The 23,273-nt window shown below is 66.1% G+C and carries 15 protein-coding genes; 4 read left to right on the top strand and 11 right to left on the bottom strand.

Translation table 11 applies throughout. The features are described 5' to 3' along the window. Positions 1-121: 121 nt before the first annotated feature. The 11 genes from Q4543_RS07165 to Q4543_RS07115 form a co-directional block, all read right to left on the bottom strand. The gene (locus tag Q4543_RS07165; protein WP_303437121.1) at positions 122-760 is read right to left on the bottom strand and encodes a hypothetical protein; all 639 of its coding nucleotides are present in this window, start codon (positions 758-760) and stop codon (positions 122-124) included. A 125-nt stretch (positions 761-885) separates the two neighbouring features. After that, a complete protein-coding gene (treY, locus tag Q4543_RS07160; protein ID WP_303437120.1) occupies positions 886-3,105 on the bottom strand; it encodes a malto-oligosyltrehalose synthase in 2,220 nt (739 codons plus the stop codon). Beyond that, positions 3,102-4,808 (bottom strand): malto-oligosyltrehalose trehalohydrolase, encoded by a 1,707-nt coding sequence (treZ, locus tag Q4543_RS07155; RefSeq protein WP_303437119.1) that lies wholly within the window; start codon positions 4,806-4,808, stop codon positions 3,102-3,104. The genes treY and treZ overlap by 4 nt, the downstream gene beginning before the upstream one ends. Then, positions 4,805-6,880 carry a glycogen debranching protein GlgX gene (gene glgX / locus Q4543_RS07150; protein WP_303437118.1) on the bottom strand — a complete coding sequence of 692 codons (2,076 nt, stop codon included), beginning with the start codon at positions 6,878-6,880 and terminating at the stop codon, positions 4,805-4,807. The genes treZ and glgX overlap by 4 nt, the downstream gene beginning before the upstream one ends. Before the next feature lie 147 nt (positions 6,881-7,027). Further along, positions 7,028-8,311, bottom strand: coding sequence for a TRAP transporter large permease (locus Q4543_RS07145; RefSeq protein ID WP_303437117.1), 1,284 nt, complete (start codon positions 8,309-8,311; stop codon positions 7,028-7,030). Then, positions 8,308-8,826: a TRAP transporter small permease gene (locus Q4543_RS07140; RefSeq protein WP_303437116.1), complete on the bottom strand. Its 519-nt coding sequence runs from the start codon at positions 8,824-8,826 to the stop codon at positions 8,308-8,310. Before Q4543_RS07140 ends, Q4543_RS07145 begins: the two co-directional genes overlap by 4 nt. Then, the gene (locus Q4543_RS07135; protein WP_303437115.1) at positions 8,804-9,787 is read right to left on the bottom strand and encodes a TRAP transporter substrate-binding protein; all 984 of its coding nucleotides are present in this window, start codon (positions 9,785-9,787) and stop codon (positions 8,804-8,806) included. The genes Q4543_RS07140 and Q4543_RS07135 overlap by 23 nt, the downstream gene beginning before the upstream one ends. Positions 9,788-10,024: 237 nt before the next feature. After that, entirely contained in the window at positions 10,025-12,610 is a 2,586-nt protein-coding gene (locus tag Q4543_RS07130) for an HWE histidine kinase domain-containing protein (protein WP_303437114.1), read from the bottom strand. 12 nt (positions 12,611-12,622) lie between these two features. Continuing rightward, on the bottom strand, positions 12,623-13,156 hold the full coding sequence (locus Q4543_RS07125; RefSeq protein WP_303437113.1) for a hypothetical protein: 534 nt from the start codon (positions 13,154-13,156) through the stop codon (positions 12,623-12,625). Positions 13,157-13,281: 125 nt separating this feature from the next. Then, positions 13,282-14,352 carry a ParB/RepB/Spo0J family partition protein gene (locus tag Q4543_RS07120; protein WP_303437112.1) on the bottom strand — a complete coding sequence of 357 codons (1,071 nt, stop codon included), beginning with the start codon at positions 14,350-14,352 and terminating at the stop codon, positions 13,282-13,284. Next, entirely contained in the window at positions 14,352-15,776 is a 1,425-nt protein-coding gene (locus Q4543_RS07115) for an AAA family ATPase (protein ID WP_216003557.1), read from the bottom strand. The genes Q4543_RS07120 and Q4543_RS07115 overlap by 1 nt, the downstream gene beginning before the upstream one ends. A 554-nt stretch (positions 15,777-16,330) precedes the next feature. Between Q4543_RS07115 and Q4543_RS07110 the strand changes: the two genes are divergently transcribed. From Q4543_RS07110 to Q4543_RS07095, 4 genes are all read left to right on the top strand, one after another. Beyond that, positions 16,331-17,572: a replication initiation protein gene (locus Q4543_RS07110; protein WP_216003556.1), complete on the top strand. Its 1,242-nt coding sequence runs from the start codon at positions 16,331-16,333 to the stop codon at positions 17,570-17,572. A 96-nt stretch (positions 17,573-17,668) separates the two neighbouring features. Further along, complete coding sequence (locus tag Q4543_RS07105) at positions 17,669-18,739, top strand: efflux RND transporter periplasmic adaptor subunit (protein WP_303437110.1); 1,071 nt, start codon at positions 17,669-17,671, stop codon at positions 18,737-18,739. Further along, positions 18,736-19,803 carry an efflux RND transporter periplasmic adaptor subunit gene (locus tag Q4543_RS07100; RefSeq protein ID WP_303437109.1) on the top strand — a complete coding sequence of 356 codons (1,068 nt, stop codon included), beginning with the start codon at positions 18,736-18,738 and terminating at the stop codon, positions 19,801-19,803. The genes Q4543_RS07105 and Q4543_RS07100 overlap by 4 nt, the downstream gene beginning before the upstream one ends. Then, positions 19,800-22,874 carry an efflux RND transporter permease subunit gene (locus tag Q4543_RS07095; protein WP_303437108.1) on the top strand — a complete coding sequence of 1,025 codons (3,075 nt, stop codon included), beginning with the start codon at positions 19,800-19,802 and terminating at the stop codon, positions 22,872-22,874. The genes Q4543_RS07100 and Q4543_RS07095 overlap by 4 nt, the downstream gene beginning before the upstream one ends. Positions 22,875-23,273 lie beyond the last annotated feature (399 nt).

The following is a 23,273-nucleotide window of genomic DNA, read 5'->3' as shown; positions in this document are numbered from 1 at the left end:
TATTGTCCACGGGCGCATTCGGATAGGCGGATCAGAGCCATCCGAATGCGCCCGAAATTGCAAATTCCCGCCGTCTGGCCGCAGTCTTTTTCACGACAATGCTGCCTATCGCCCCGCGCCCCTAATGCGCGCGCTGCACCAGCGCGGCCAGCCGGGCGGCGATTGCCTCGGGCGGGTGCGAGGCATTGAGCACCTCGGCAGGCAGACCGGCGATGTCGCTGCGCGCCTCGCCCGCAGCGGCGCCGTCGGCGATCTGGAACAGCTGCAAGCGATGCTCCTCGGCCAGCCGCGCAAGGCAGGCCCCCAGCCCGGCGCCGGGGGTTTCGAACCCCGACACGATGATCACCGCACTGCCCGGCGCCGCCAGCCGCCCTAGCCCCGACAATGCCCGCGCCAATGGCGGATCATCGAGCCGCCCGGCCAGCGCATGGGCAGAGGCGGCCTCATGGGCCCGTACCAGCCCGGCGACGATTTCGCGGATAGGGCGCGGGCGCGCGCTCAGCGTCACCGCCGTGCCGCAGCCCAGCGTCAACAGCCCCACCTCTGCCCCCGCCGCGCAGGCCGCCGCCCCTAGCAGCACCACGGCTTCAGCCGCCGCGACAGAGCGGAAGGCCCGCGTGCGCCCGCACAGCATCGAGGGTCGGAAATCGACGACAAACAGCATCCGGGCAACGGCGGGCATCGGCACCGCCAGCGCCTGCAGCGCCAGCAGGTCCCGCGTGCGCGGCGCGGCCCCCGGCACATCCAGCGCCGCCGTCATTGCCCTTCCCCCGACCGATGGCGTTTCACGGCGCATTCCCTTCCTCGGCTGCCCAAGGCCTGAAGAATAGCCAAAGCCGGGCAAGGCCGGAACCAAGACACTTGTCGCAAGCGCCATTGGCGGCCTCAGACCCAGACCGGATCGAGAGACGCGATGCCGTTGACCTCGACCAGTACCGGCGCCGAGCTGCCATCCAGCGTCACGTAAAGCGACAGCACCTGTTCGCCCTGCCGCCGTGTCACCAGCAGGCCGCCGCGATCCTCGCGCGCCTCGAAACTGCCGTGCAGGAACAGCCCCGGCGCCCGCGCCCGCAACCCCAGCAGCCGCCGGGTCAGCGCCAGCTTGTCATGGCCGAAACGGCTGCCTGGCTCGTGCGGGGCGAACACCGCGCGATTGTCGGGGTCGGTCAGCGCATAGCTGCCATATTCGCTGCCCTGATAAATGTCGGGCACCCCCGGCATCACCAGCCGCAGCGCATGCGCCGCCAGCGACAGCGCCTCGCCGCGCTGCACAAGGCGGCTCAGCGCCTCGGGGGGCTGTCGCCGCCAGTCGCTCAGCAGCGCCGCGCCGAATTCCGCCGCCGCCGCCTCGATGGCCTCGTCGGGGTTGGTCCAGCTCGACAGCTGGCGCGCCTCGCGCAGCGCCTTTTCCATGTGCTCACCCAGCCGGGCTTCCAGATCGTCGCGGCCCGGTTCCCACATGGCCACGGCGCTTTGCAGGATGTACCAGCGCACATCGGCGCGCGGCGCGCCCGCCGTCGCCAGCGGCGCCGCCCCCTGCCAAAGCTCGCGCAGCGCCAGCGGATCATGGCTCAGCGCCACAAGCCGCGCCCGCGCATCCTCGCCCCGCTTGCTGTCGTGCGACGAGCCAAGCGTCATCGCCAGCGGAAAGCGGCCCTGCCGCTCGCGGCACCAGCTTTCGAAAGCCTCGGCGCTCAGCAGCGGCGCATCGGGCTCCGAGCCGACCTCGCATTCCGCCAGATTGCGGGTATAGCGAAAGAACGCCGTGTCTTCCTGCGCCTTGGCGACCACCGCCCCGGTGACCTGCTGAAAGCGTCGCACGAAGCCATAGGTCTGCGGCCCCTCAGAGCCGTCGAACAGCCGGCGCAGCGCCGCCAGCGTCGCGGCGTCACCGACCAGCGCCCCGGCGCGTTCAAAGGTCACGCGCAACAACGCCTCGTCCTCGTCGCGGGCCCCGTCCGGGGTCACGTAAGACCGATATTGCGGGAACACCATCAACAGCGCCCGGATCGCGGCGCGCAGCTCTTCGCCATCGCGAGGGGTATCGCCGCGCTCGGCCAGCGCCGCCTGCGCACGCCCCTGCATCTCGACCAGTTCCGCCCGCAGATCGCCGTCAAGCATCAGCCCGCGCGTCTGCACGCACATGTCCTCGTAGCTGCCATGCGCCCCGGTCGCCTCGCGCCAGAAACTGTCGAGCCGCTGCTGCCCGCTCTCGTCCATCAGCAACCGGGTGATGCGGTCGGATGCCTCATAGCCGGTGGTGCCGTCGGTGGCCCAGCCCTGCGGCATCTCTTCGTCGCCGGTGAGGATCTTTTCGACCCAGACCGGCACCTTTGGCCCCACCGCTTCGCGCAGCCGGGCGAGATATTCGCCGGGCCGCGCCAGCCCGTCGACATGGTCGATGCGCAACCCCTGCACCAGCCTCGCCCGCACCAGCGCCACCGGCAGCGCCATCATCGCATCGAACACCTTTTGCTCTTCGATGCGCATCCCGATCAGCGTAGTGACATTGAAGAACCGCCGATGCGTCAGCCGCCGCCGCTCGCGCTCCCAGAAGCGCAACCGCCAATGCTGGGCGCGCATCATCTCGGGCAGATCGAGCCCCGCCGTGCCCGGGGCCAGCGGCAGCCAGCCGCCCTGCCATTCGATGCGCTCCTCGGCGGCATTGATTTCAAAAGCTCCCGCCGCCGCCATGTCATCGAACGGCTCTGACAGGATGGGCAGGATCAACCCCTCGTCCCAGTCGACATCGAAGAAATCAGCATAGGCACTGGCGGCCCCGTGTTTCAGCGCATCCAGAAGCCATGGGTTTTCCACCGACAGCACGGTGTGGTTGGGCACCAGATCCAGCACGATGCCGATGCCGCGCGCCTGCGCCGCACGCGCCAGCCGTTCGAACCCGGCGCGCCCGCCAAGGATCGGATCGATCTGCGACGGGTCTGCCACGTCATAGCCATGGGTGCTGTCCTCGGGCGCGGTAAAGATCGGCGACAGGTACAGATGCGAAGCCCCAAGCGTGTCGATATGCGCCAGCAGCTCTGCGGCGCGATCAAAATCCACGCCCTGACGCAGTTGCAGACGGTAAGTGGCGGACAGCGGCTTCATGAGGTGATCCTGACGGCTAAGGCAAAGGCATCGCTGGCGGTGTTGCCGAGGGTGAAATCGGCGCTGTCCAGCTGCTCACCCACGGGGGTGCCAAGGCACAGGGCCATTTCGATAGCGCCGCCGGCAAAGCCCCAGCGAACGCGAAACGCCTTTGGCGTCGGGCGCGACACCTCGCCCGGCCCGGTATCGCCCGAACGCAGCAGCGGCGTGATGCGCGCGGCGCGCAGTGCCAGCAACTCGCCGGTCAGCGCCCGCCATGCTTCGGCGCGCGCCGGGTCTGGCGACGGGTAAGGGCAGGCCATGTCCATGGCATTCGGCCCGCAGGGATCGGGCATCTTCGACAGATCATAGCCAAGCGCGCCCAGTTCCTTGCGCCGCCCCTTGCGCACAGCCCGGCGCATCCGATCATCGGGCGGATCGACAAAGAACGGGAACGGCGCTTCAGAGCCTTCTTCCTCGCCCTGAAACAGCATCGGGGTAAAGGGCATCAGCAGCAGCGCGGCGTGGATCACCCGGCCCACGTCATCGCCCACCAGCGTCAGCAGGCGGTCGCCATGCGGGCGGTTGCCGATCTGGTCATGGGTGTGGTTGGAATTGATGAAGGCGCTCCACGGCAAATGCGCCGCCGGGGCGCCGCGCGCGCCATGATCGCCCTTGGGCTGGCCTTCATCCGCCTGACCATGGGCCAGCGCATGCGCCAGATCGGCAAAGGGGTCGTCGCCATGGCGTTCATAATAGCCCTGCGTCTCGCCAGTGAGGGCAACATGCAGCACATTGTGCCAGTCGTCGTTCCATTCCGCGTCATAGCCCGCCTCGCGCAGATCGGGCAGGTTGCGTTCATCCTCGCAGATCAGGTGGATGGGGCGGCCCCATGCGGAGGCGTGAATCTCATGCAGCAATTCATGCATGAAATGCTGCTCCGAGCCGTCGCGGATCTGGTGCACCGCATCAAGGCGGAAGCCGTCCAAACGGTAGTCCTCCAGCCACCCCAGCGCCGACTGGCGGAAGAAATCGCGCACCTCTGGCCGTTCGAAATCGATGCCGTCGCCCCAAGGGGTCGGGATGTCGGTGTAAAACTCCGGCGCGTAGCTGGGGAGGTAATTTCCAAACGGGCCGAAGTGGTTCATCACCAGATCAAGGATGACACAGATGCCCTGTTCCTGCGCCGCGCGGACAAAGGCGCGCATCTCGTCCGGGGTGCCATAGGCCGGGTGCGGCGCACGGTTCAGCACGCCGTCATAGCCCCAGCCCCAGCGGCCATGGAACTGCGACACCGGCATCAGCTCGATCATGGTGATGCCAAGCGCCGCCAAGCCCGGCAGGCGCTGCGCTGCGGCGGCAAACGTCCCTTCGGGGGTGAAACTGCCGACGTGAATTTCAAGGATCACCGCCTCTTCGAACGCCCTGCCCTGCCACGGCGCGCCCCAGTCGAACCCGCGCGGATCGACGGTGAGCGACGGGCCGTCGACCGTATCGACCTGCGCCCGGCTGGCCGGGTCTGGCCGGTCGGTGCCGTCGATGCGAAAGCTGTAGGGCAGGCCCGGCGCGGCGCAGGTGTCGATCTGCCACCAGCCGTCATGGCCGTGCATCGCCATCTCGTCACCGTCGAGCACAAGCGCAACCTTGCGGGCCGCTGGCGCCCATAGCCCAAAGCGCCAGCAGGTGTCGTTCAGGGGCGCTGCGCCCCAGATCCGTTCGCTCATGCTTGCGGCGCTCCGGTTCTGAACACGCTGACCGCCTGCCCCGAAACAATCACGGTTCCCGACACTGGCTCGTCACAGGAAATCACCTCCTGCGCGGTGTCGATGCAGCGCCGCCAATCGCCTGCGGGCAGGGCGAATTCGCAATCATCCATGGCGTTGAGCACGATCAGAAGGTCGTCACAATCGTCGCGCCGATGCCAAAGGCCGGTGACGCGCAACAGATCGTCGTTCCAGTCGTCTTCGCTCATCTCGCGGCCCTCGGGATGCAGCCAGTGGCTTTCGGTGGCCTCCGGGCGCGGCCAGAACCCGGCGGGCGCAAGATGCCCGGCCCAATCCTTGCGAAAGGCGATCATATCGGCCACGGCCTGCGTCAGCTCGGGGCGCGCGGCATCCCAGTCTATCCATGCGATCTCGTTGTCCTGACAATAGGCGTTGTTGTTGCCCTGCTGGCTCTGGCCCAGCTCATCGCCGGCCAGAATCATCGGCACGCCATGGCTGGTGAACAGCGTTGCCAGCATCGCCTTGGCGCGGCGCAGACGGGCGGCATCGACATGCGCATCCTCGCTTGGCCCTTCGGCGCCCATATTGTCGGACAGGTTGTGGTCATGGCCATCGCGGTTGCCCTCGCCATTGGCCTCGTTGTGCTTGTCGTTGTAGCTCAGCGTATCCCACAGGGTGAACCCGTCATGCGCGGCGATGAAATTGACCGAGCTGGTGGCCGGGCGCAGCGAATGGTCGAATTGCGTCGGGCTGCCCATAAGCCGCTGCGAGATGCGCCCGGTCATCCCCGGATCACGGCGCCAGAAGGCGCGGGTGTCATCGCGGAACTTGTCGTTCCATTCGCGAAACGGCCACGGGAAGCCGCCAACCTGATAGCCTTCGCTGCCGATATCCCACGGCTCTGCGATCAGCTTGACCTGAGACAGCACCGGATCCTGCCGCATGGCGCTGAAAAAACTGCCTTCACGCTCGAACCCGGCCGGCTCGCGCCCCAGCGTCGAGGCCAGATCGAAACGGAAACCGTCGACGTGGCAGACCTCGACCCAGTACCGTAGTGAATCCATCACCATGCGCAGCACCATCGGATGCGCCACGTTCAGCGTGTTGCCACAGCCGGTGGTGTCGAAACAATGCCGCTTGTCCTCGGAAAGCAGATAGTAGGACGCGTTGTCGATGCCGCGAAAGCTCAGGGTGCTGCCCAGCTCATTGCCCTCGGCGGTGTGGTTGTAGACCACGTCAAGGATCACCTCGATCCCGGCATCGTGGAAGCGTTTGACGGCGGTGCGCACCTCGCGCACGTCCTCGCCCGCCAGATAGGTGCGGTTGGGCGCGAAAAACCCCAGCGTGTTGTAGCCCCAGTAATTGCGCAGCCCCTGATCGACCAGATAGCGATCCTGCACCATGGCATGGATCGGCAGCAACTCGATGGCGGTGACCCCCAGCTTTTGCAGATGCTCCAGCATCGGGTCCGACGCCAGCGCCTTGAAGGTGCCACGGTCGGCCTCGATCACGCCGGGATGGCGCATGGTCAGCCCCTTGGCGTGGGCCTCGTAGATCACCGTCTTTTCCCAGGGCGTGCGCGGCATCTGCTCGGCCTCCCAGTCGAAATCCGGGTCGGCGACCACGGCCTTGGGCATGAAGGGCGCGGAATCGCGCGTATCAAATTCCAGATCCGAGCCGCCCACCGGGTAGCCAAACAGCGCATCGTCCCATGTCAGATGGCCGCGCATCGCCATGGCATAGGGATCAAGCAGCAGCTTGTTGGGGTTGAAGCGGTGGCCATCCTTGGGCGCATAGGCGCCGTGCACCCGGTAGCCATAGGCCTGACCGGGCGCAATGCCGGGCAGATAGCCGTACCAGATGCCGCCCTCCGAGCGGGGCAGTTCCAGCCGGGCGATTTCAGATGTGCCAGCCTCGTCGAACAGGCAGAGTTCGACCTTTTCGGCATTGTCCGAGAACAGGGCGAAATTGGTGCCCTCGGGGTCGGGGCGCGCGCCGAGGCGATCGGGGCGCCCGGCAGAAAGATCGAACGATACGTCTCGCGGGTCGGCCTTGCGGGTGACATCGAACATGTATGGGGTTCCGGTACCGAGGGAAGGGACACTTGCACCAGACAGGGTGCACCTTTCCACAACACCGTAGCTGCAAATTGGTTCCTTTGCAGGTGCAGCATTGGGGGCGCCGGGGGTTTCAGCCCAATATTGCGGCGCCCCTTGCCCCTAGCCGAAGATCAAGCGCGGGATCAGCAGCGACACCGCCGGAATATAGGTGATGATCGCCAGCACCACGAGGTTGACCAGCACAAAGGGCCAGACCCCAGAGATGATCTGCGTCACCGGCTTGCCCAGCGTCGAACTGGCGACAAAGATATCCAGCCCGAAGGGCGGCGTGATCATCCCGATGCACACGTTCAGCGTGACGATCATGCCGAATTGCACCGGGTCGATGCCAAAGCTCATCGCCACCGGATAGAGCGGCGGCACCAGCACCAGCAGCGTCGAATTGGGATCGATGAACATCCCCGCGATCAGGAAGCACAGGTTCACCGCCAGAAGGAAGGTGATGCGCCCGGCCTCGACGCTGTCGAGCAGCGCGATGATGGCATTCGGGATCTGCGCCAGCGTGACGAAAAAGCTGATCAGCCCGCCCACGGCCAACAGCACAAAGATCACTGCCGTGCCGATGGCGCTGTCCTCGGTGATCTTCGCAAGGCCCCTGAGGTCGAGACTGCGCAGCACCAGCATCTCGACCACGATGGCGTAAACGACGCTGACCGCCGCGGCCTCGGTCGGGGTGATGATGCCCGAATAGATGCCGCCAAGGATGATGACCGGCATCCCCAGCGCCCATTTCGCCTCCCAGGCGGCGCGGGCGCGTGCGCCCCAGCCAAGGCGCGGCGCTGACACGACGCCTTCGCGCCGCGCCTGCCAGCTGACCAGCGCCGCAAAGGCCGCGCCCAGCACCAGACCCACCGCCAGCCCGCCAGCGAACAGCCGCGAGATCGACGTGCCGGTGATCCAGCCATAGACGATCAGCGTGATCGACGGCGGGATCAGCAGCGCGGTTTCGGCGCTCGCCACCAAAAGGCCCAGCGAAAAGCGATCAGACCACCCGGCGGCGCGCATTTCGGGATAGGCCATGCGGCCCATGGCGGCGACCGTGGCCGGGGCCGAGCCCGACACCGAGCCAAAGGCCATCGACCCGCCCACCACCACATGCCCGATGCCGCCGCGCGTATGCCCGACCAGCGCCTTGACCACGCCGACCAGCTGCCGGGCGATCTGCCCCGAGCCCATCAGATGCGCGGCAAAGATAAAGAACGGGATCGCCAGAAGCGTCGAATGGTCGATGCCGCCGACGATCTTCTGCACCACCGCCGCGTCGGGCAGCCGCCCCTGCTCCAGCTCTTTCCACAGCAGCGCCGGCACGCCCAGCACCAGCAGCATCTCGAACCCCAGCCCAAGCAGGGCCACGGCCAGCAGCGCAACAATCGCGAAGCTCATGTGTCTTCCACCGAAAAGCGGTCGATCGCGCCAAACAGGCTAAGCCCGTAGCGCAGCCCCAGCAGCGCAAAGCCGATCACCGGCGCAATATAGATCAGCCCCATCGGCACTCCCAGCGTGGGCGACGTCTGCCCGGTTTTCAGAACGAATTGCACAAGGCCAACCGCCAGCCAGGCCACGTACAGGCTGAACCCCAGCCCCAAAAGGTCGATGCCCCGCCGCACCCAGCGCACCGCGCCGGGCGCAAGCCGTTCGCGCAGCGTATGGATACCGACATGCTTGCCCCGCTCCAGCGCCAGCCCCAGCGCGAGGAACACCAGAAACAGGTTCATCATCCGCACCGCTTCTTCGATCCATGCGAAATCCGACGCGACGCGCCCGCCGATCTCGCGCGTGATCACCGACCCGGTGTACAGAAACACCATTCCCAGAAACAGGCAGACAAGCGCCGCGCGTTCAACGCGGCGCAACAGGCGCAGGGCAATCACCGGCTTACTGCGCTGCGTAGATATCAAGCAGCGCCTGCCCGGCCTCGCCCGCCTTGGCCACATAGGCCGCCGAGGCCGGGCCGAAGGTCAGCGCGCGCAGCGCCGCGCGCTCATCGCTGTCGGCAACGCGCACGTCGGTGCCCGAGGCCTTGATGTCTTCGATCGCCGAGGCCACGGCGGCGGCCTTGTGGGCGGTCAGCTCGGGGATGACTTCGGCAAAGGCCTCGGTGATCACGCCGCGATACTCTTCGGGCAGGCTGTCCCAGAACATCGGGTTGAACAGCACCACGTCTTCCATGGCGCCATGATCCGAGACCACCATGTATTTCTGCACCTCGTTGAACTTCATCGCGCGGATGGTGTCGGCGGGGTTTTCCTCGCCATCCACCACGCCGGTCTGAAGCGAGGTGTACAGCTCGCCGAACGGCAGCGCGATGGCCGAGGCGCCAAGCGCGTTGTACTGCTCGATCAGGATCGAGCTGTCCATGACGCGGAACTTCTGCCCGGCGAAATCTTCCAGCGAGGCCAGCGGTTCGTTCGAGGTGAACTGCTTGGTGCCGTTGGGCCAAAGCTCGATGGCGACCAGCCCCTTGTCGCTGAAGCTGTCCAGCAGCGCCTGCCCGAACGGCCCGTCACGCAGCGCCGCGGCCTCTGCCGCATCGGCGGGGATCAGGTAGGGAATATCCAGCACCGACACCACCGGGTTGAAACCGCCAAGGAAGGCCGCGGGCGACACCGTCGCCTCAAGCGTGCCCAGCTGCACACCTTCGGTCATCTGGCGCTGGTTGCCCAGCTGGCCCTGCGGAAAGATCTGAAATTCCACCGCGCCGCCGGTGCGCTCGGCGACCAGCGCGGCGACCTTGTCCAGATGGATATGGCGGCTTTGCGCGGTGCTTTCCAGATGCCCGATGCGGGCGACGAAATCCTGCGCCATGGCGGGGGCTGCCAGCGCCAGCGCGGCGGTCAGCGAAAGAAGAAAGGCTTTCATCGGATCTGTCCCTATTTTCTGATTTGGCAGGGATGTTGCCGATGCGCCCCCCGACGGCAAGAGGCAATGGCCCGATATTGCCAAAGTTTCGGGCAGATGCGCGCAGAAATTGCGTCTGCGCGGACCATCCGGCCCTTGAACGGCGCTGCGATCACGCCAACCGCCCCAGCCGACGCGCGCAAGCACCACGGCTCTGACTGTCATCGGCAAGGCCGCTCTGCCGCTGCGTCAACCGCGCTATGCGCCTTGGTGCAGCTTTGCCGCCTCTCGCAGCGCGGCCAGAATCGTCGCCTCCGAGAATGGCTTTTGCACGACGGCGCAGGGCGGATAGGTCGCGGCAAGCTCTGCCGTGGCGCCATAGCCCGTCGCCAGCACAAAGGGCACGCCGCGCGCCGCGAGCGCCTCGGCCACCGGCAGTGACTGCCCGTCGCCCAGATTGACATCCAGCAGCGCGAACTGCACCTCGTTGCCCGACAGCCAGTCCAGCGCTTCGGCCACCGAGGCGCGGATCTCGACCTTCTCCGCGCCCAGATCCTCCAGAATGCCCTGCGCATCCATCGCGATGATCAGCGTATCCTCCAGCACAAGCCCCTGCCCGGCCAGCCGGAACTGCGCAGATGGCGCGGCGGCGACAGGGTCTTGGGCCGCGCCCGGCAGCGCCTCGTCGACAATCTGCGACAGCACCGTGGGCGGCAGACGGAAATGCGCCTCGACCCCGGTCAGCTTGTAAGCGATCTCGGCGTCGCCCTGCAGTTCATGCGGAATTGCGCCTTCGATGATGGTGGTGCCGAACCCGCGCCGCTGCGGCGGAGCCACCGGCGGGCCGCCGCGTTCGATCCAGTCGAACAGGAAACCGCCAGAGCGATCCACCGATGTGCGCACGATCACCTGACCGCCAGCCTCCCGCAGCGCACCGTATTTGCACGAATTGGTCGCCATCTCGTGCAGCACCAGCGCCAGCGTGGTGAAGGCGCGCGGCAAGACCATGGCGTCAGGGCCGATGATCTGCACCCGCTCGGCCATCGCCCCGGCATAGGCGGCAAATTCGCAGCCCAGCAGCTCTTTGAACGAGGCCGGCTCCCATTGCTCGGCGGTCAGCTGGTCATGGGCGCGGGCAAGCGCCTGAATGCGCCCGTCGAGGTTCTCGGTGAATTCCTCAAGCGTGCGGGCGGAGCTGCGCGATTGCGCCAGCAGGCCGCGCATCAGGTTGAGAATGTTGCGCACCCGGTGATTCAGCTCCGAGATCAGCAACTGCTGCTGTTCCTGCGCCCGCTTGCGTTCGATGTTGGCCGCATCGGTGACCTTGAGGAACACCTCAAGCAACACCGTGCGCAGCACCGATGCCGCGTGGCGTTCGCCTTCGGACCATGGCCGCGACTGGCCGATCACCGTCTCGCGCCACGCCTCAAAGCTCTTGCGCGGGGTCAGGCGAATGCCGTTTGGCCCCACCGTGACCGGCTTTTCGGGATTGCCCGCCCAAGTGACGCTGTCCACCGCCTGACGGCGCAGCAGCACCAGATAATCGCGCGGGCGCTTGCTGATCGGAATGGCCAGAAGGCCCGCAGCCCGGTCCGCGTAATCGCGGGCCGGCGGATGCAGCTTGCCAAGGCAATGGGTCTCGAACACCCCCGAGCCGATGGACCGGTCAAGAAACCGCGTGATCCCAAGGAATTCCTCTTCGGTCGGGGTGCTGCCGGTGGCGCTGAACACCTCGTTCTCATACAGCACAAGCCCGTCATGCGGGATCACCCGGTCGAGGTCTTCGGACACCGCCAGCAGGCTGTCGGCCAGCCCCCGCCCATTGGCCATATCGGCCATCAGCTGGGACTGCAGCCGCAGCGTGGCGTCTTCGGTGATCTTGCGCTGCGCGGTCTCGTGGCGGGTCAGCTCGTAGCTGAACATATGCGCGAACATCTCGATCGCGGTGCGGCGTTCGTAATCGATGTAGCGCGGGCTGTCGTGGTGGCAGGCAAACAGCCCCCAGAGCGCGCCGTCCTTCATGATCGACACCGACATCGACGCCCGTACCCCCATGTTGCGCAGGTATTCCAGATGGATCGGTGACACCGCACGGGTGACCGCCAGCGACAGGTCAAGCGGCTGACCATCCAGCGAGACGGGCGGGGTGATGGCGCTGCCAGGATCATCGACATCGCCGATCAGCCGCAGCAGCGAGCGGGTGTACAGCGCGCGCGCCTGTATCGGAATGTCCGAGGCCGGGAACATCTGGTCAAGATAGCGGCGCTGGCCATCGGCGCGGCTTTCGGCAATGACCTTGCCGCTGGCATCGGGCTGGAACTGGTAGACCATGACGCTGTCAAAGCCCGAGATGCTGCGCAACGCACGGGCCGCGTCGCGGGCAAGCCGATCGAGGCTGCCGTCATGGCGCAGCGCGGCGATATGCGGATAGACATCCAGCAGCACGTCCCTGCCCCGGTTTTCCGCCTTGGGTTCGAATTCAACGATCAGCCGCGCGCCAGAGCCATGCACCGACACATCGAACGCCCGCCCACTGGCCCGCATCGTCACGCCGAACAGCCGCGCCACCCCGTCCGGATCCTTGATCGCGCGCAGCGCCTGCCGGATGCGCTGAAACCCGTCCGACACGATCAGCTCGTTCAGCGGCCGCCCCAGCGCGTCCTGCGCCGACACGCCGAGGATCTCGCCAAGGTTGTCAGAGGCATGTTGCACGATCAGATCGCCAGACACCGCGATCAGCGCCCCATAGGATTGCACCCGGCCAAGCCGGTGGATCGGCTCGCGGTCGCAATTTGTCAGATCGACGCTGGTCTGCGGGGGGGAGCCGTCTTCGGCAGGGGCCATGGAAAATGTCCTTCAGTCGGGCTGGGCGCCCGCCGCGCGGCGGAACAGCTCATACCCTGCGATAACGTCGATGGTCAGATGGCGCGCCCGCGGGCTATCCGGGGCAATGGTGTCAAGGCAGGCGCAATGCTGCCGCCACAGCCCCGGAGCCGCGCAGGCAAGGAAATAGGAAGGGATCGGCACGGGCGGGGTCTCGGCCATCAGTCGGCGGCGCAGAACTTCGGTGCCAAGCCGCGAGCCCAGCACAAGGTAATCGACGGCCAGCGGGTCGATATCGATGCCACGCACCGCCACCGGAACGCGGCCCAGATCCGCCAGATCGGCCTCTAGCCGCGCCGTCAGATCGCTGAGCAGCGCGCCGGTCTGCGCCCCATGCTGCAGTGCAGCAAAAGCCGCATGCTGCGCCGCGAGAAACCACGCAAGCCCCGCGCGCGGGTCATTGATGAAACGAGAAAAAACCGCCTCGGCGGTGTCATGCGCAGCTTTGGTCTGCACACGCAACAGATGGCGGAAGCCGGGCTCGGCCCTGTCCTGAGGAGTCGTCAAACCGGTCTGTCCCTCATATAGCCGCGCGGCGCATAAAATCCCTTTAGGGTTTAAAACGCATCGCCCGCAGCATTGGTTCCCTGTTAAGGCGATTATTTTTCAAGGCCTGCCCGCATCGCGGCGCATCAGTCCGGATCGCCAAGCAGGCGCTCCATTTCCGACATCAGCACTTCGACCAGTTCGCGATCGACCCGCCCGCCCTTGAGGCGGATGAACCAGCCCTGCGCGTCCTCGCCCGATTGCAAGCTCACCCCGCTGTCGGTCTGCACCCGGCGCACCAGCTTTGGCGCCGCCTTGGGGCGCCCGCCCCGGCGCGGCTCGGGGGCCGGCTCCAGTTCGGCCAGCGCGTCGGCGATCAGCTGCGCCTCTTGCGCCGGGGTCTCCGGCACCCGCTCGGCCAGCACCTCGCGCAGACGGGTCTCGGCACCGCCGCGCAGCGCCGTGGCCAGCGCCAGCCCGTCCTTTTCCTTGATCAGGTCGGGAAAGGTCAGCATATCGCCCAGCTCTTCGAAGATCAGCGCAAAGCTGCGTATCTTCGAACGCTTCGCCTTGGAGGCCTGCGGGAACAGCGTCGCCACCGCCTCTTCGGTGCTGCCAAACGCGCCCTGCTGCGCCGCGATCACCGCGATGCGGCCGCGCTCATAGGGCGAGAGCGCCGAGCGGATCTCGTTTTCCTCGATCATCGCCGCGAAGGTGCCGCCCATCGCCGCCGGGTCGCGCACGATGGCCTTGATCGACGCATGCGCCTCGAGCTGGGTCATCGCGTGCAGGGCGCGCATGGCGTGCAGGCGGCGATAGCCCGACAGCAGCCCCCATTTCGGCCCCTGCCCCGCCCGTTCGAACACTTCGATCGGCAGGCGCAGCCCGTTGCGGGAAATCGACGCCTTGAGCTCTTCCATCTCCTCGTGATCCATCACCACGCGGTCACGCACCAGCGCGTCGGCCTCGATCTCGCCCAGCGGGATATCCAGCAGCAGCAGCCCCCGGTCTCTGGCGTCGCGATGCGCCTGCGCATCGACCCGGTCGCGCGCGGCAGTTTCGCGCGCCTCGGCCGGGCGCGGATCATGCCCTGCCGCCGCTTCGCCCGCGACCTGCGCGATCGGCGCGGCGCGGCCAACCGGCCCGGCGGTGAACTCGGCCTCGAGCCGTTGCAATTCATCGGCGCTTGGCGCCTCCAGCTTTCTGCGTCGTGCCATCAGCTTGCCTCCTGCTCACCTGCGCCAGCGGCCCTTTCCGCCTCGGCCATCTTCAGATCCCGCCACCAGCAGCCAAGGATCACTTCCTTGACCTCGGCCCATGTGCGGTCAAACGTCTCGCGCCCGCGCACATAGGTGTCACGGTTGAAGTCGCGATAATCGGTCTCGTAAATGCCACTCACCTGCTCGCCCGCCTGCCCGACCATGGCGGTGACTTCCTGACGATAGGTGGTCATGAACTCGCCGAAATAGGCCTGAATGACATTGGCCAGATCGGTCTGCTGCCCGGCATCGAACCGCGTCACCAGCGCCCGCACCGCATCCCATTCGAACCGGGTCTCGGGCAGACCTTCGGCGCGCAACCGGCTGTTCTCGCCATCTTCGATCGACGCGAAGGTGGAATAGATCATGTCGAAAAACCGCCCCGTGCTGTCGAATTCCAGAAACGACGCCCCCAGCGGCACCAGCAGGATATCAGCCGCGGCCAGCGCATTGATGGTCAGATACCCCAGCGCCGGCGGCGTATCGAGCAGCACGATGTCATATTCATCGAGCAGGCCGCCCTCGCTCAGCGCGTTTTGCAGGCTGTCCCACAGCGCCCAGCTGCGCGCCCGCATCCGCCACACCGGCACCTGAAATTCCGCCCAGTACAGGTTCAGCTGGGCGCCGATCAGGTCGATATTGGGCCAGTGGGTTTTCTGCACGAGGTTTCGTGGCGAAACCTTTAACGCCTCGGACAGGGTTTCGTCGAAATCGAAAGGAGTTTGTCCTTCGGCCTCGCGCACCCGGTTTTCGGCGGCAAGATGCTGGGCGAAATCGCGGGCCAGCAGCGGGAACACCGTCTGCCATTCGTCCTCGACCTTGCCGCCCATGATCGAGGTCATCGAGCCCTGACTGTCGAGGTCGATCACCAGCACCTTGTAGCCATCCAGCGCCGCGCTCATCGCCAGATGCGCGGCGGTCGAGGTCTTGCCGACGCCGCCCTTGAAATTGGCCACGGCGACGACCTTGGCAGGCAACCCCTCGGGACGCCATGCGCGGTATTCGCGATCCTTGGCGCCCTCGATGGCGAAATGGTCGCGCAGGATCAGGATTTCCTCAAGCGTGAACCACTTGGAATTGCCCTCGCCTTCGCCCTGCGGAAGCTCGGGATTCTGCCGCAGCACCCGGCGGAGATGCGCGCTGGCGACGGGGATCAGGTAGCGACAAACCTCCCACGTGGAAAACCGCCGCAGCCGTTTTTGCCCATCAGGGGCATAGCCGCGTTTGGCCAGATCGTCGCGCCCGCGGGCGGCAAAAGCCGCCGCCTTGGCAAAGCGCGCGGTATCGATCGGCGCGCCAAGCTTGCTTTCGGCCTTTGCCGGGTCGATGTTGAAATACGGGGGCAGATCGGGCTTGCCCGCGCCACTGGGTTTCTGTGCCATGGTGCCTCGGATGTTCGCTTGTTGCCGCGATATCGGGGAAACTATGGCACATGAAGAGCGGCTTGTGAAACGCGGATCTGCCAGTGCGGTCAATCCATTGATTATTCTGGCAAGCAGCGGGCAGATTGCTTTGTCGAGTCTTTAGGATCTTTAGAGTCTTTAAGGACGATAGAGATAAATATTTACAATTAGATAACATGGTCCAAGGGACCAGTATACAGGGCGCTGGGTATCCGTTTTCGGGGCAACAGGCACCCGTTTGCAGGAGAAAGGGTGCCGATTCTCGGGTTTGTAGCGGGCAGACTGGGCAAAAGCGCTGCTTTGACCCGTGTTAGAGCCTTGCTGGCACGAATCATCTTGGGCTCAGATGTGGCCTTTCCTGCAAATGGATACCTTTGTGACAGGGATGCCGGCCTTGGGTACCCGTCTGCGGGATGGGGAGCGGCGGGCGTATAGGTGCCAGAGGGACGCTTGCCAGCGGATACCTTTCGGGGGATACTCTGGGCAACCGGGCTAGGGCGACTCGCCGACAAGGCCCTGCCCCGCAGATGGGCATGATCGGCAGTACGGACGAGGGTGCGATGGACGAGGCAGGCAACCCGGCGGATATTCCGCGCGACAGGCTTTCGGGCCCCCTGCGCCGCGGCGCCGTCAAGAAACACGTCGCGGCGATCCATGTGTCCGGCAAGCTGACGCTGTTGCAGCGCAAGCTGAGCAACGTTCTGCTGCTTAACGCCTATGACACCATCACCACGCAAACTCGGCACCAGATCGATGCGCGCACGCTGTGCCTGATGATCGGGTACAATTCGAATGACATGGAAACCCTGAAGGCGTCCTTGCGAGGGCTCGCCGAGACGGTGGCGGAATGGGATATGCTGGATGAGGAGGGGCGGCAGGAATGGGGCGTTTCGGCGCTGCTGAGCTATGCCAAGCTCAAGGGCGGAATCTGCGAATACGCCTATTCCCCGGCGCTGGCGGAAAAGCTGCACGACCCCAAGGTGTTTGCGCTGATCAACCTCAACATCCAGCGCCGGTTCACCTCCGGGCACGCGCTGGCGCTATACGAGAATTGCTACCGTTTCGTGCGGACCGGCTCGACCGGATGGTGGTCTCTGGATCTGTTCCGTCGGCTGATGGGGGTGTCCGACAGCCCTTATTACGAGACCTTCAAGCATCTGAACGCCAAGATCATCAAACCCGCCGTGGCCGAGGTGAACAAGACCTCGAACATCGTGGTGACACCAGAGCTGCGCAAGATGGGCCGCGCGGTGACCGATATCCGCTTTCGCATCGCCGAAAATCCGCAGCTGGCGATCCTCGATCTCGACGATGGCGAGGGGTTCCGCAATGCCCCGGTCTATGCGCGGCTCAAGGCGCTTGGGGTCTCGGACCGGCTGGCGCGGCAATGGATGGGCCAGCACGGGGAAACCTATGTGCGCCAGAAGCTCGATTATGTCGCGGGTCAGGCCGGTGTATCGAACCCGGTCGGCTACCTGACAAAGGCGCTGTCCGAAGATTACGGCAAGGAGGTTTCGCCGCGAAACCCTGCACCGACCCCTGCTCCGGTCACCGCCCGCGCAAGACGCCTCGCCCGGATCAAGGAGCTTGCCGCCGCCCGCACGCCCACCCAGCGCGACGCGGACAAGCGCCTGTTCATGGCGCGGCTCGAAGGTGCCGCCCGCGAAGATTTCGAACGCCACGCCTGGATGTCTGCCCTGAATGCCGAGGCCATCGCGGCGTTCTGGGAAGAGCTGTCGCCGGGCGCCTTCGACGGGCTTGATCCCACGAACTGACTGCGAAGCGCTGCGATTTGACGCAAAGTTTGCCCTGTTGCCCTGACCCGCGGTCACGCTAGGACTATGCCACGTGAATCCTGACAGGAGGTTACCATGCCGCGCCTTGCCCCTCTTTGCCTCCTTGCGGCCTGCCTCGGCAGCGCGGTGCAAGCCGCCGACCCCTTGCCTGTCGAGATCGTCACTGCCACCGCCGTTCTTCCGCTGCGCACCTACGCGCTGACCGGAGAGATCGCGGCGCGGGACGAGATCGCCGCCGCCTTCCCGGTTGCCGGACGGCTGATCGAGGTTCTCGTGCGCGAAGGCGACAGGGTCGCCGCCGGAGATGTCCTCGCCCGTCTCGACCCGGTGCAGCAGCAGCAGGCGTTGCGATCGGCCGAGGCTGGGCTGGCCTCGGCGCAGGCCGATGAAACGCAGGCGCAGGGCGATTTCACCCGGCTGGACGCGCTGTTCGAACGCGGGGCCACCACCCGCGCCGAACGCGATGCCGCCGAAGACAGTCTGAAGGCCGCCGCCGGTGCGCTTGCCCGGGCGCAGGCCGAGCTGGAACAGGCGCAGAAGGCGCTGCGCGACACCACCCTCAGCGCGCCTCAGGAGGCCACGATCATCGACCGGCTGGCCGAGGACGGGCAGGTGGTCGGCGCCGCCCAGCCGGTGTTCGACCTTGCGCTTGGCGGCGACATGGAGGCGGTGTTTGACGTTCCCGAGGTGCTGCTGACCAAATCCATCGGCGCGGCCACGGTGACGCTGCACACCCTAAATGAGCCAGACGACATCTTTACCGGCACCATCCGCGAGGTCTCGCCGCTGGTGGCCTCGGACACCGGCACCGTGGCCGTCAAGGTCGCCATCCCCAATCCTCCGGCTCGGCTCGACCTTGGCGAGGCGGTGCGCGGCGAGGTGAGCTTCGAGGCAGAGGGCGAGGTGGTGCAATTGCCGTGGCAGGCGCTCAGCGCCATCGGCGATGCGCCCGCGGTCTGGCGTCTGACGCCAGAGGGCGACGTGGATCTGGTGCCGGTGACCATCGACAGCTTCGCCACGCAATATCTTACGGTTTCGGACGGGCTGAGCCCGGGCGACCGCATCGTGGGGCAGGGGGCGCAGCTGCTGTTTCCCGGCCGCAATGTCATCGACGTGAACACCCTGAGCGCGGAGGAGGGGGAATGAGACTGCTGGCCACCCTGCTTGTGATCCTGACCAATCTGGCCGCGCTGCCGCTGATGGCGCAGGAAGAGGTTGACCAAACCCAAACGCCCCGTCCGGTGGTCAGCGTCATTGTCGCGCGCCAGTCGCTGCCGCAGCCCGATTTCGTCGGGCCGATCGCGGCGCGCATCGCGGTTGATCTTGGCTTTCCGATGATCGGCACGGTGGCCGAACGTCCGGCCCGGCTTGGGGATCGGGTGGCCAAGGGCGATGTGCTCGCGCGGCTCGATCCAGAAGAGCTGACGGCGCGGCTGCGCGCCGCCGAGGCGGGGGTGTCGGTGGCCGAGGCCAATGCCTCGTCAGCGCGCGATGCGCGGGACCGGGCCGAAACGCTCAAGGCGCGCGGGGTGGAAACGCAGGTGACGCTCGACAATGCGACGCGGGCGCTTGCCGCCGCCGAGGCGGCGCTGACGCAGGCGCAGGCGCAGCGCGCGCAGGCCGAAGACCTGCTGGGGCTGGCAACGCTGAGCGCGCCGCAGGATGGCATCGTCACCGCTACCTATGCCGATCAGGGCGACACGCTGGCGGCGGGCGATCCGGTGGTGCAGGTGTCGGGGCTGACGCAGCGCGAAATGCTGATCGATCTGTCCGAGGCCGACGCCATGCGATTGGACCCCGGCGCGCTGTTCGACGTGCAGCTGATCTCCGAGCCGTCGATCACCAGTGTTGCGACGCTGGACCGGATCGAACCGGTGGCGGCGCAAAGCACCCGCACCCGGCGCGCCCATCTGGCGCTGATCGAGCCGCCCGATGCCTTCCGTATCGGCACCTTGGCGCGGGCTCGCCCGCAGGGGGACGGGCAAAGCGCCATTGCCCTGCCCGAAGCCGCGATCCTCGACGACAAGGTCTGGCGGGTCAGCCGCGGGGCAGGGGGCGCGACCGCGCAGCTGACCTCGGTGACGGTGGCGGGCAGCCTGATGGGCTACGCTGTGATCACAAATGGAATCAGCGAGGGGGATGAAGTGATCACACGCGGCATCCATTCGCTGCAAGACGGCCAGCCCGTCGGAGAAAGGATCCCGGAATGAGCCGTTTCAACCTGTCGGACTGGGCGCTGCGGCACCGGTCATTCGTGTGGTTCCTGATGGCGGTGTCGCTGCTGGCCGGGGCCTTGGCTTATGTGGAGATTGGCCGCGAGGAAGACCCGAACTTTGCCATCAAGACGATGATCATCAGCGCCGCGATGCCCGGCGCGACGGTGCAGGATACGCTCGATCAAGTCACCGACCGCATCGAGAAGGAACTCGAGGATCTCGACGAGCTGGATTATACCCGCTCGGTCACGCGGCCGGGCAGCGCGGTGGTCTATCTGGAACTGCTGCCCACCACCAAGGCCGACCAGCTGCCGCGCATCTGGCAGCAGGTCCGCAATATGATGGCGGATATTCAGGGGGAATTTCCTCATGAATTTCAAGGGTTCAGCTTTAACGACAGCTTTGGCGACGTCTATGGCAACATCTTTGCCTTTACCGCCGATGGCTTTTCCCCGCGAGAGCTGCGCGAACAGGTCGAAGAGGTGCGTCGCGATGTGCAGGCGCTGCCCGATGCCGGTAAGGTCGAGATTTTCGGCACCCGCGACGAGGTCATCTACCTTGAATTCTCGACCGAGCGGCTGGCGGCGCTGGGGCTGAACCAGCAGCAGGTGCAACAAACGCTGGCGGCGCAGAACGCCATCACCCCGTCGGGGGTGATCGAGGCCGGGCCGGAGCGGGTTCTGGTGCGGGTCTCGGGCGCCTTCGAGGGCACGCAGAGCCTGCGCGACATTTCGCTTCGCGTCGATGACCGGTTCTTCCGGTTGGCCGATGTCGCGGAGATCCGGCTGGGCTACGAAGACCCGCCCTCCGAGCTGTTCCGCTACATGGGGCAGGACGCCATCGGCCTGTCGGTGGGCATGCGCGAGGGCGCCAACATCCTGAAATTCGGCGAGGCGCTGAGCGCGGTGATGGATGCGGCGCAGGCGTCGATGCCCGTTGGCATCGACATCGCGCAGGTGGCCGACCAGCCGCATGTGGTGGACGAGGCGGTGGGCCATTTCCTCAAGGCGCTGGCCGAGGCGGTGGTGATCGTGCTGGCGGTGTCGTTTGTCTCGCTCGGGCTGCGGGCCGGGCTGGTGGTGACGGTGGCGATCCCGCTGGTGCTGGCGATCACCTTCGTGGTGATGAACGAGCTTGGCTTCACGCTGCAGCGGATTTCGCTGGGGGCGCTGATCATCGCGCTGGGGCTGCTGGTAGATGATGCGATGATCGCCATCGAGACGATGATCTCGCGGCTGGAAAAGGGCGAAAGCCTGACGCGGGCGGCGAGCTATGCATGGACCTCGATCGCCTTTCCGATGCTGACGGGAACGCTGGTCACGGTGGCCGGGTTCATTCCCATCGGGCTGAACGATTCGGCGGCGGGGGAATTCACCTTTTCGCTGTTCGTGGTGATCGCGGTGTCGCTGGTGGTCAGCTGGGTGGTGGCGGTGCTGTTCGCGCCGTTGCTGGGGGTCACCTTCCTGTCTGCCAAGATGAAGCATCACGATTCCGGGCCGGGCTGGCTGCGGCGACGCTTTCACGGCCTGCTGCTGCTGGCGATGCGGCACCGCTGGGCGACGATTCTGCTGACGGTGCTGACCTTCGGGATGTCTGTGTTCGGCATGCGCTTTGTCGAGCAGCAGTTCTTTCCGAGCTCAGATCGCACCGAACTGGTGGTCGATTTCACCCTGCCGCAGAACAGCACGATTGCCGAAACCTCGGCGCAGATGGCGCGCTTTGCCGCGGCGCTGGAGGGCGACGAGCGGGCCGAGTTCTGGTCGACCTACGTGGGGCGCGGCGCGCCGCGGTTCCTGCTGTCCTATGACGTGCCGACGCCGACGTCGAACATGGGGCAGATCGTGATCCAGACCCCGTCGACCGATGCGCGCGATGCGCTGCGCGCCGATCTCGACACGCTGGCGCTGCGGGAGTTTCCGGGGGCGGATATCTTCGTCAAGCTGCTGGAAATCGGGCCGCCGGTGGGGCGCCCGGTGCAATACCGGATCAGCGGGCCGGATGTCGCCGCGCTGCGCGATCATGCGCGCGCGCTGGCGGCGGTGATGGCGCAGGACGGGCGGCTCGACAGCATCGTGCTGAACTGGAACGAGCCAAGCCGCGTGGTGCGGGTGCAGATCCTCGAGGATCAGGCGCGGCGCCTCGGGATCTCGCAATCCGATATCGGCGGGGCGCTGGCGGCGATCTACGATGGCGCCACGGTGACGGAACTGCGCGATGGTGAGTATCTGGTGGATATTCTGGCGCGCGGCGATGCCTCGTCGCGGGGCACGGTCGAGGGCTTGCCGGGGCTGCAATTGTCGGCGGGCGACGGGCGGGCGATTCCGCTGCGGGCGGTGGCGCGCTTTGACTGGGGCGTCGAACAGCCGGTGGTGCATCAGCGCGACCGTCGACCCACGGTGACCGTCAGCGCCGCGATCAAAGGCCCCACCCAGCCGGCGACCATCGTCGGCGATCTGGTGCCCGCCATCGCGGCCTTCTCGGACGCGCTGCCGGCGGGCTATGCGGTCGAGATCGGCGGCACCGTCGAAAGCTCGACCGACAGTCAGGCGCCAATTGCCGCTGTGGTGCCGCTGATGATGCTGATCATGCTGACGCTGATCATGGTGCAGGTACAAAGCTTCCGTCTGGCGTTCGTGGTGCTTTGCGTCGCGCCGCTGGGCCTGATCGGGGTGGTGGCAGCGCTGCTGCCGTCCGGCGCGCCGCTTGGCTTTGTGGCGATCCTTGGGGTGCTGGCGCTGATCGGCATCCTGATCCGCAACGCCATCATCCTCGTCGACGAAATCCAGACCCTGCGCGTCGAAGGCCGCCCCGCCTGGGACGCGGTATTCGAAGCCTCGGACGCGCGCGCCCGCCCCATCCTGCTGACGGCTGCGGCGGCATCCTTGGCGCTGATTCCGATTTCGCGGCAGATCTTCTGGGGGCCGATGGCCTTTGCCATGATGGGCGGCATCATCGCAGGTACGGTGATCACGCTGGTCTTTGCTCCGGCGCTGTATCTCGCGGTGTTTCAGGTGAAGGAGGGCGCAGACGGCAAACATCCGCGCCATGCAAGCCCGCAGGCCTGACCGGGCGTGCGGCGGGTGTTCGCATCAAGGACGCCCGCGCCTCCGAAGCCGGCATGCGAGATGCAGTCATTCGAGGTTCCGGCCGAGGCGACGCTAGCCGCCTTCGCCGCAATAGTGGGGGGCAGCCGGGGGGCTGGTACAGGTTCTGGGCTCTTCGGGCGGACGCGGGATCACCGCGAATGCGGCGCTGCCGGTGCGATAGAGTCCGTTTAACCGTTTGTGCGCCTTCCAATCTGAAGACGAGGCCTGCGCGAGCAACCTTAACAGAACCTCGCGAAACACGGGGGTTCGAAGCCAAGGTACCTGAGTTAAGTTCTCTCCGGCATACGTTTTCGCCGGGCGAGGGTCCGCTCGGTTGTACCGATTCAGATATGAAGGTGTGGTGTTGGCTGGCTGACG

This window comes from Salipiger sp. 1_MG-2023 (assembly GCF_030547555.1).
Classification (GTDB): Bacteria; Pseudomonadota; Alphaproteobacteria; order Rhodobacterales; family Rhodobacteraceae; genus Salipiger.
This window is presented reverse-complemented; position numbering and strand designations above follow the sequence as displayed.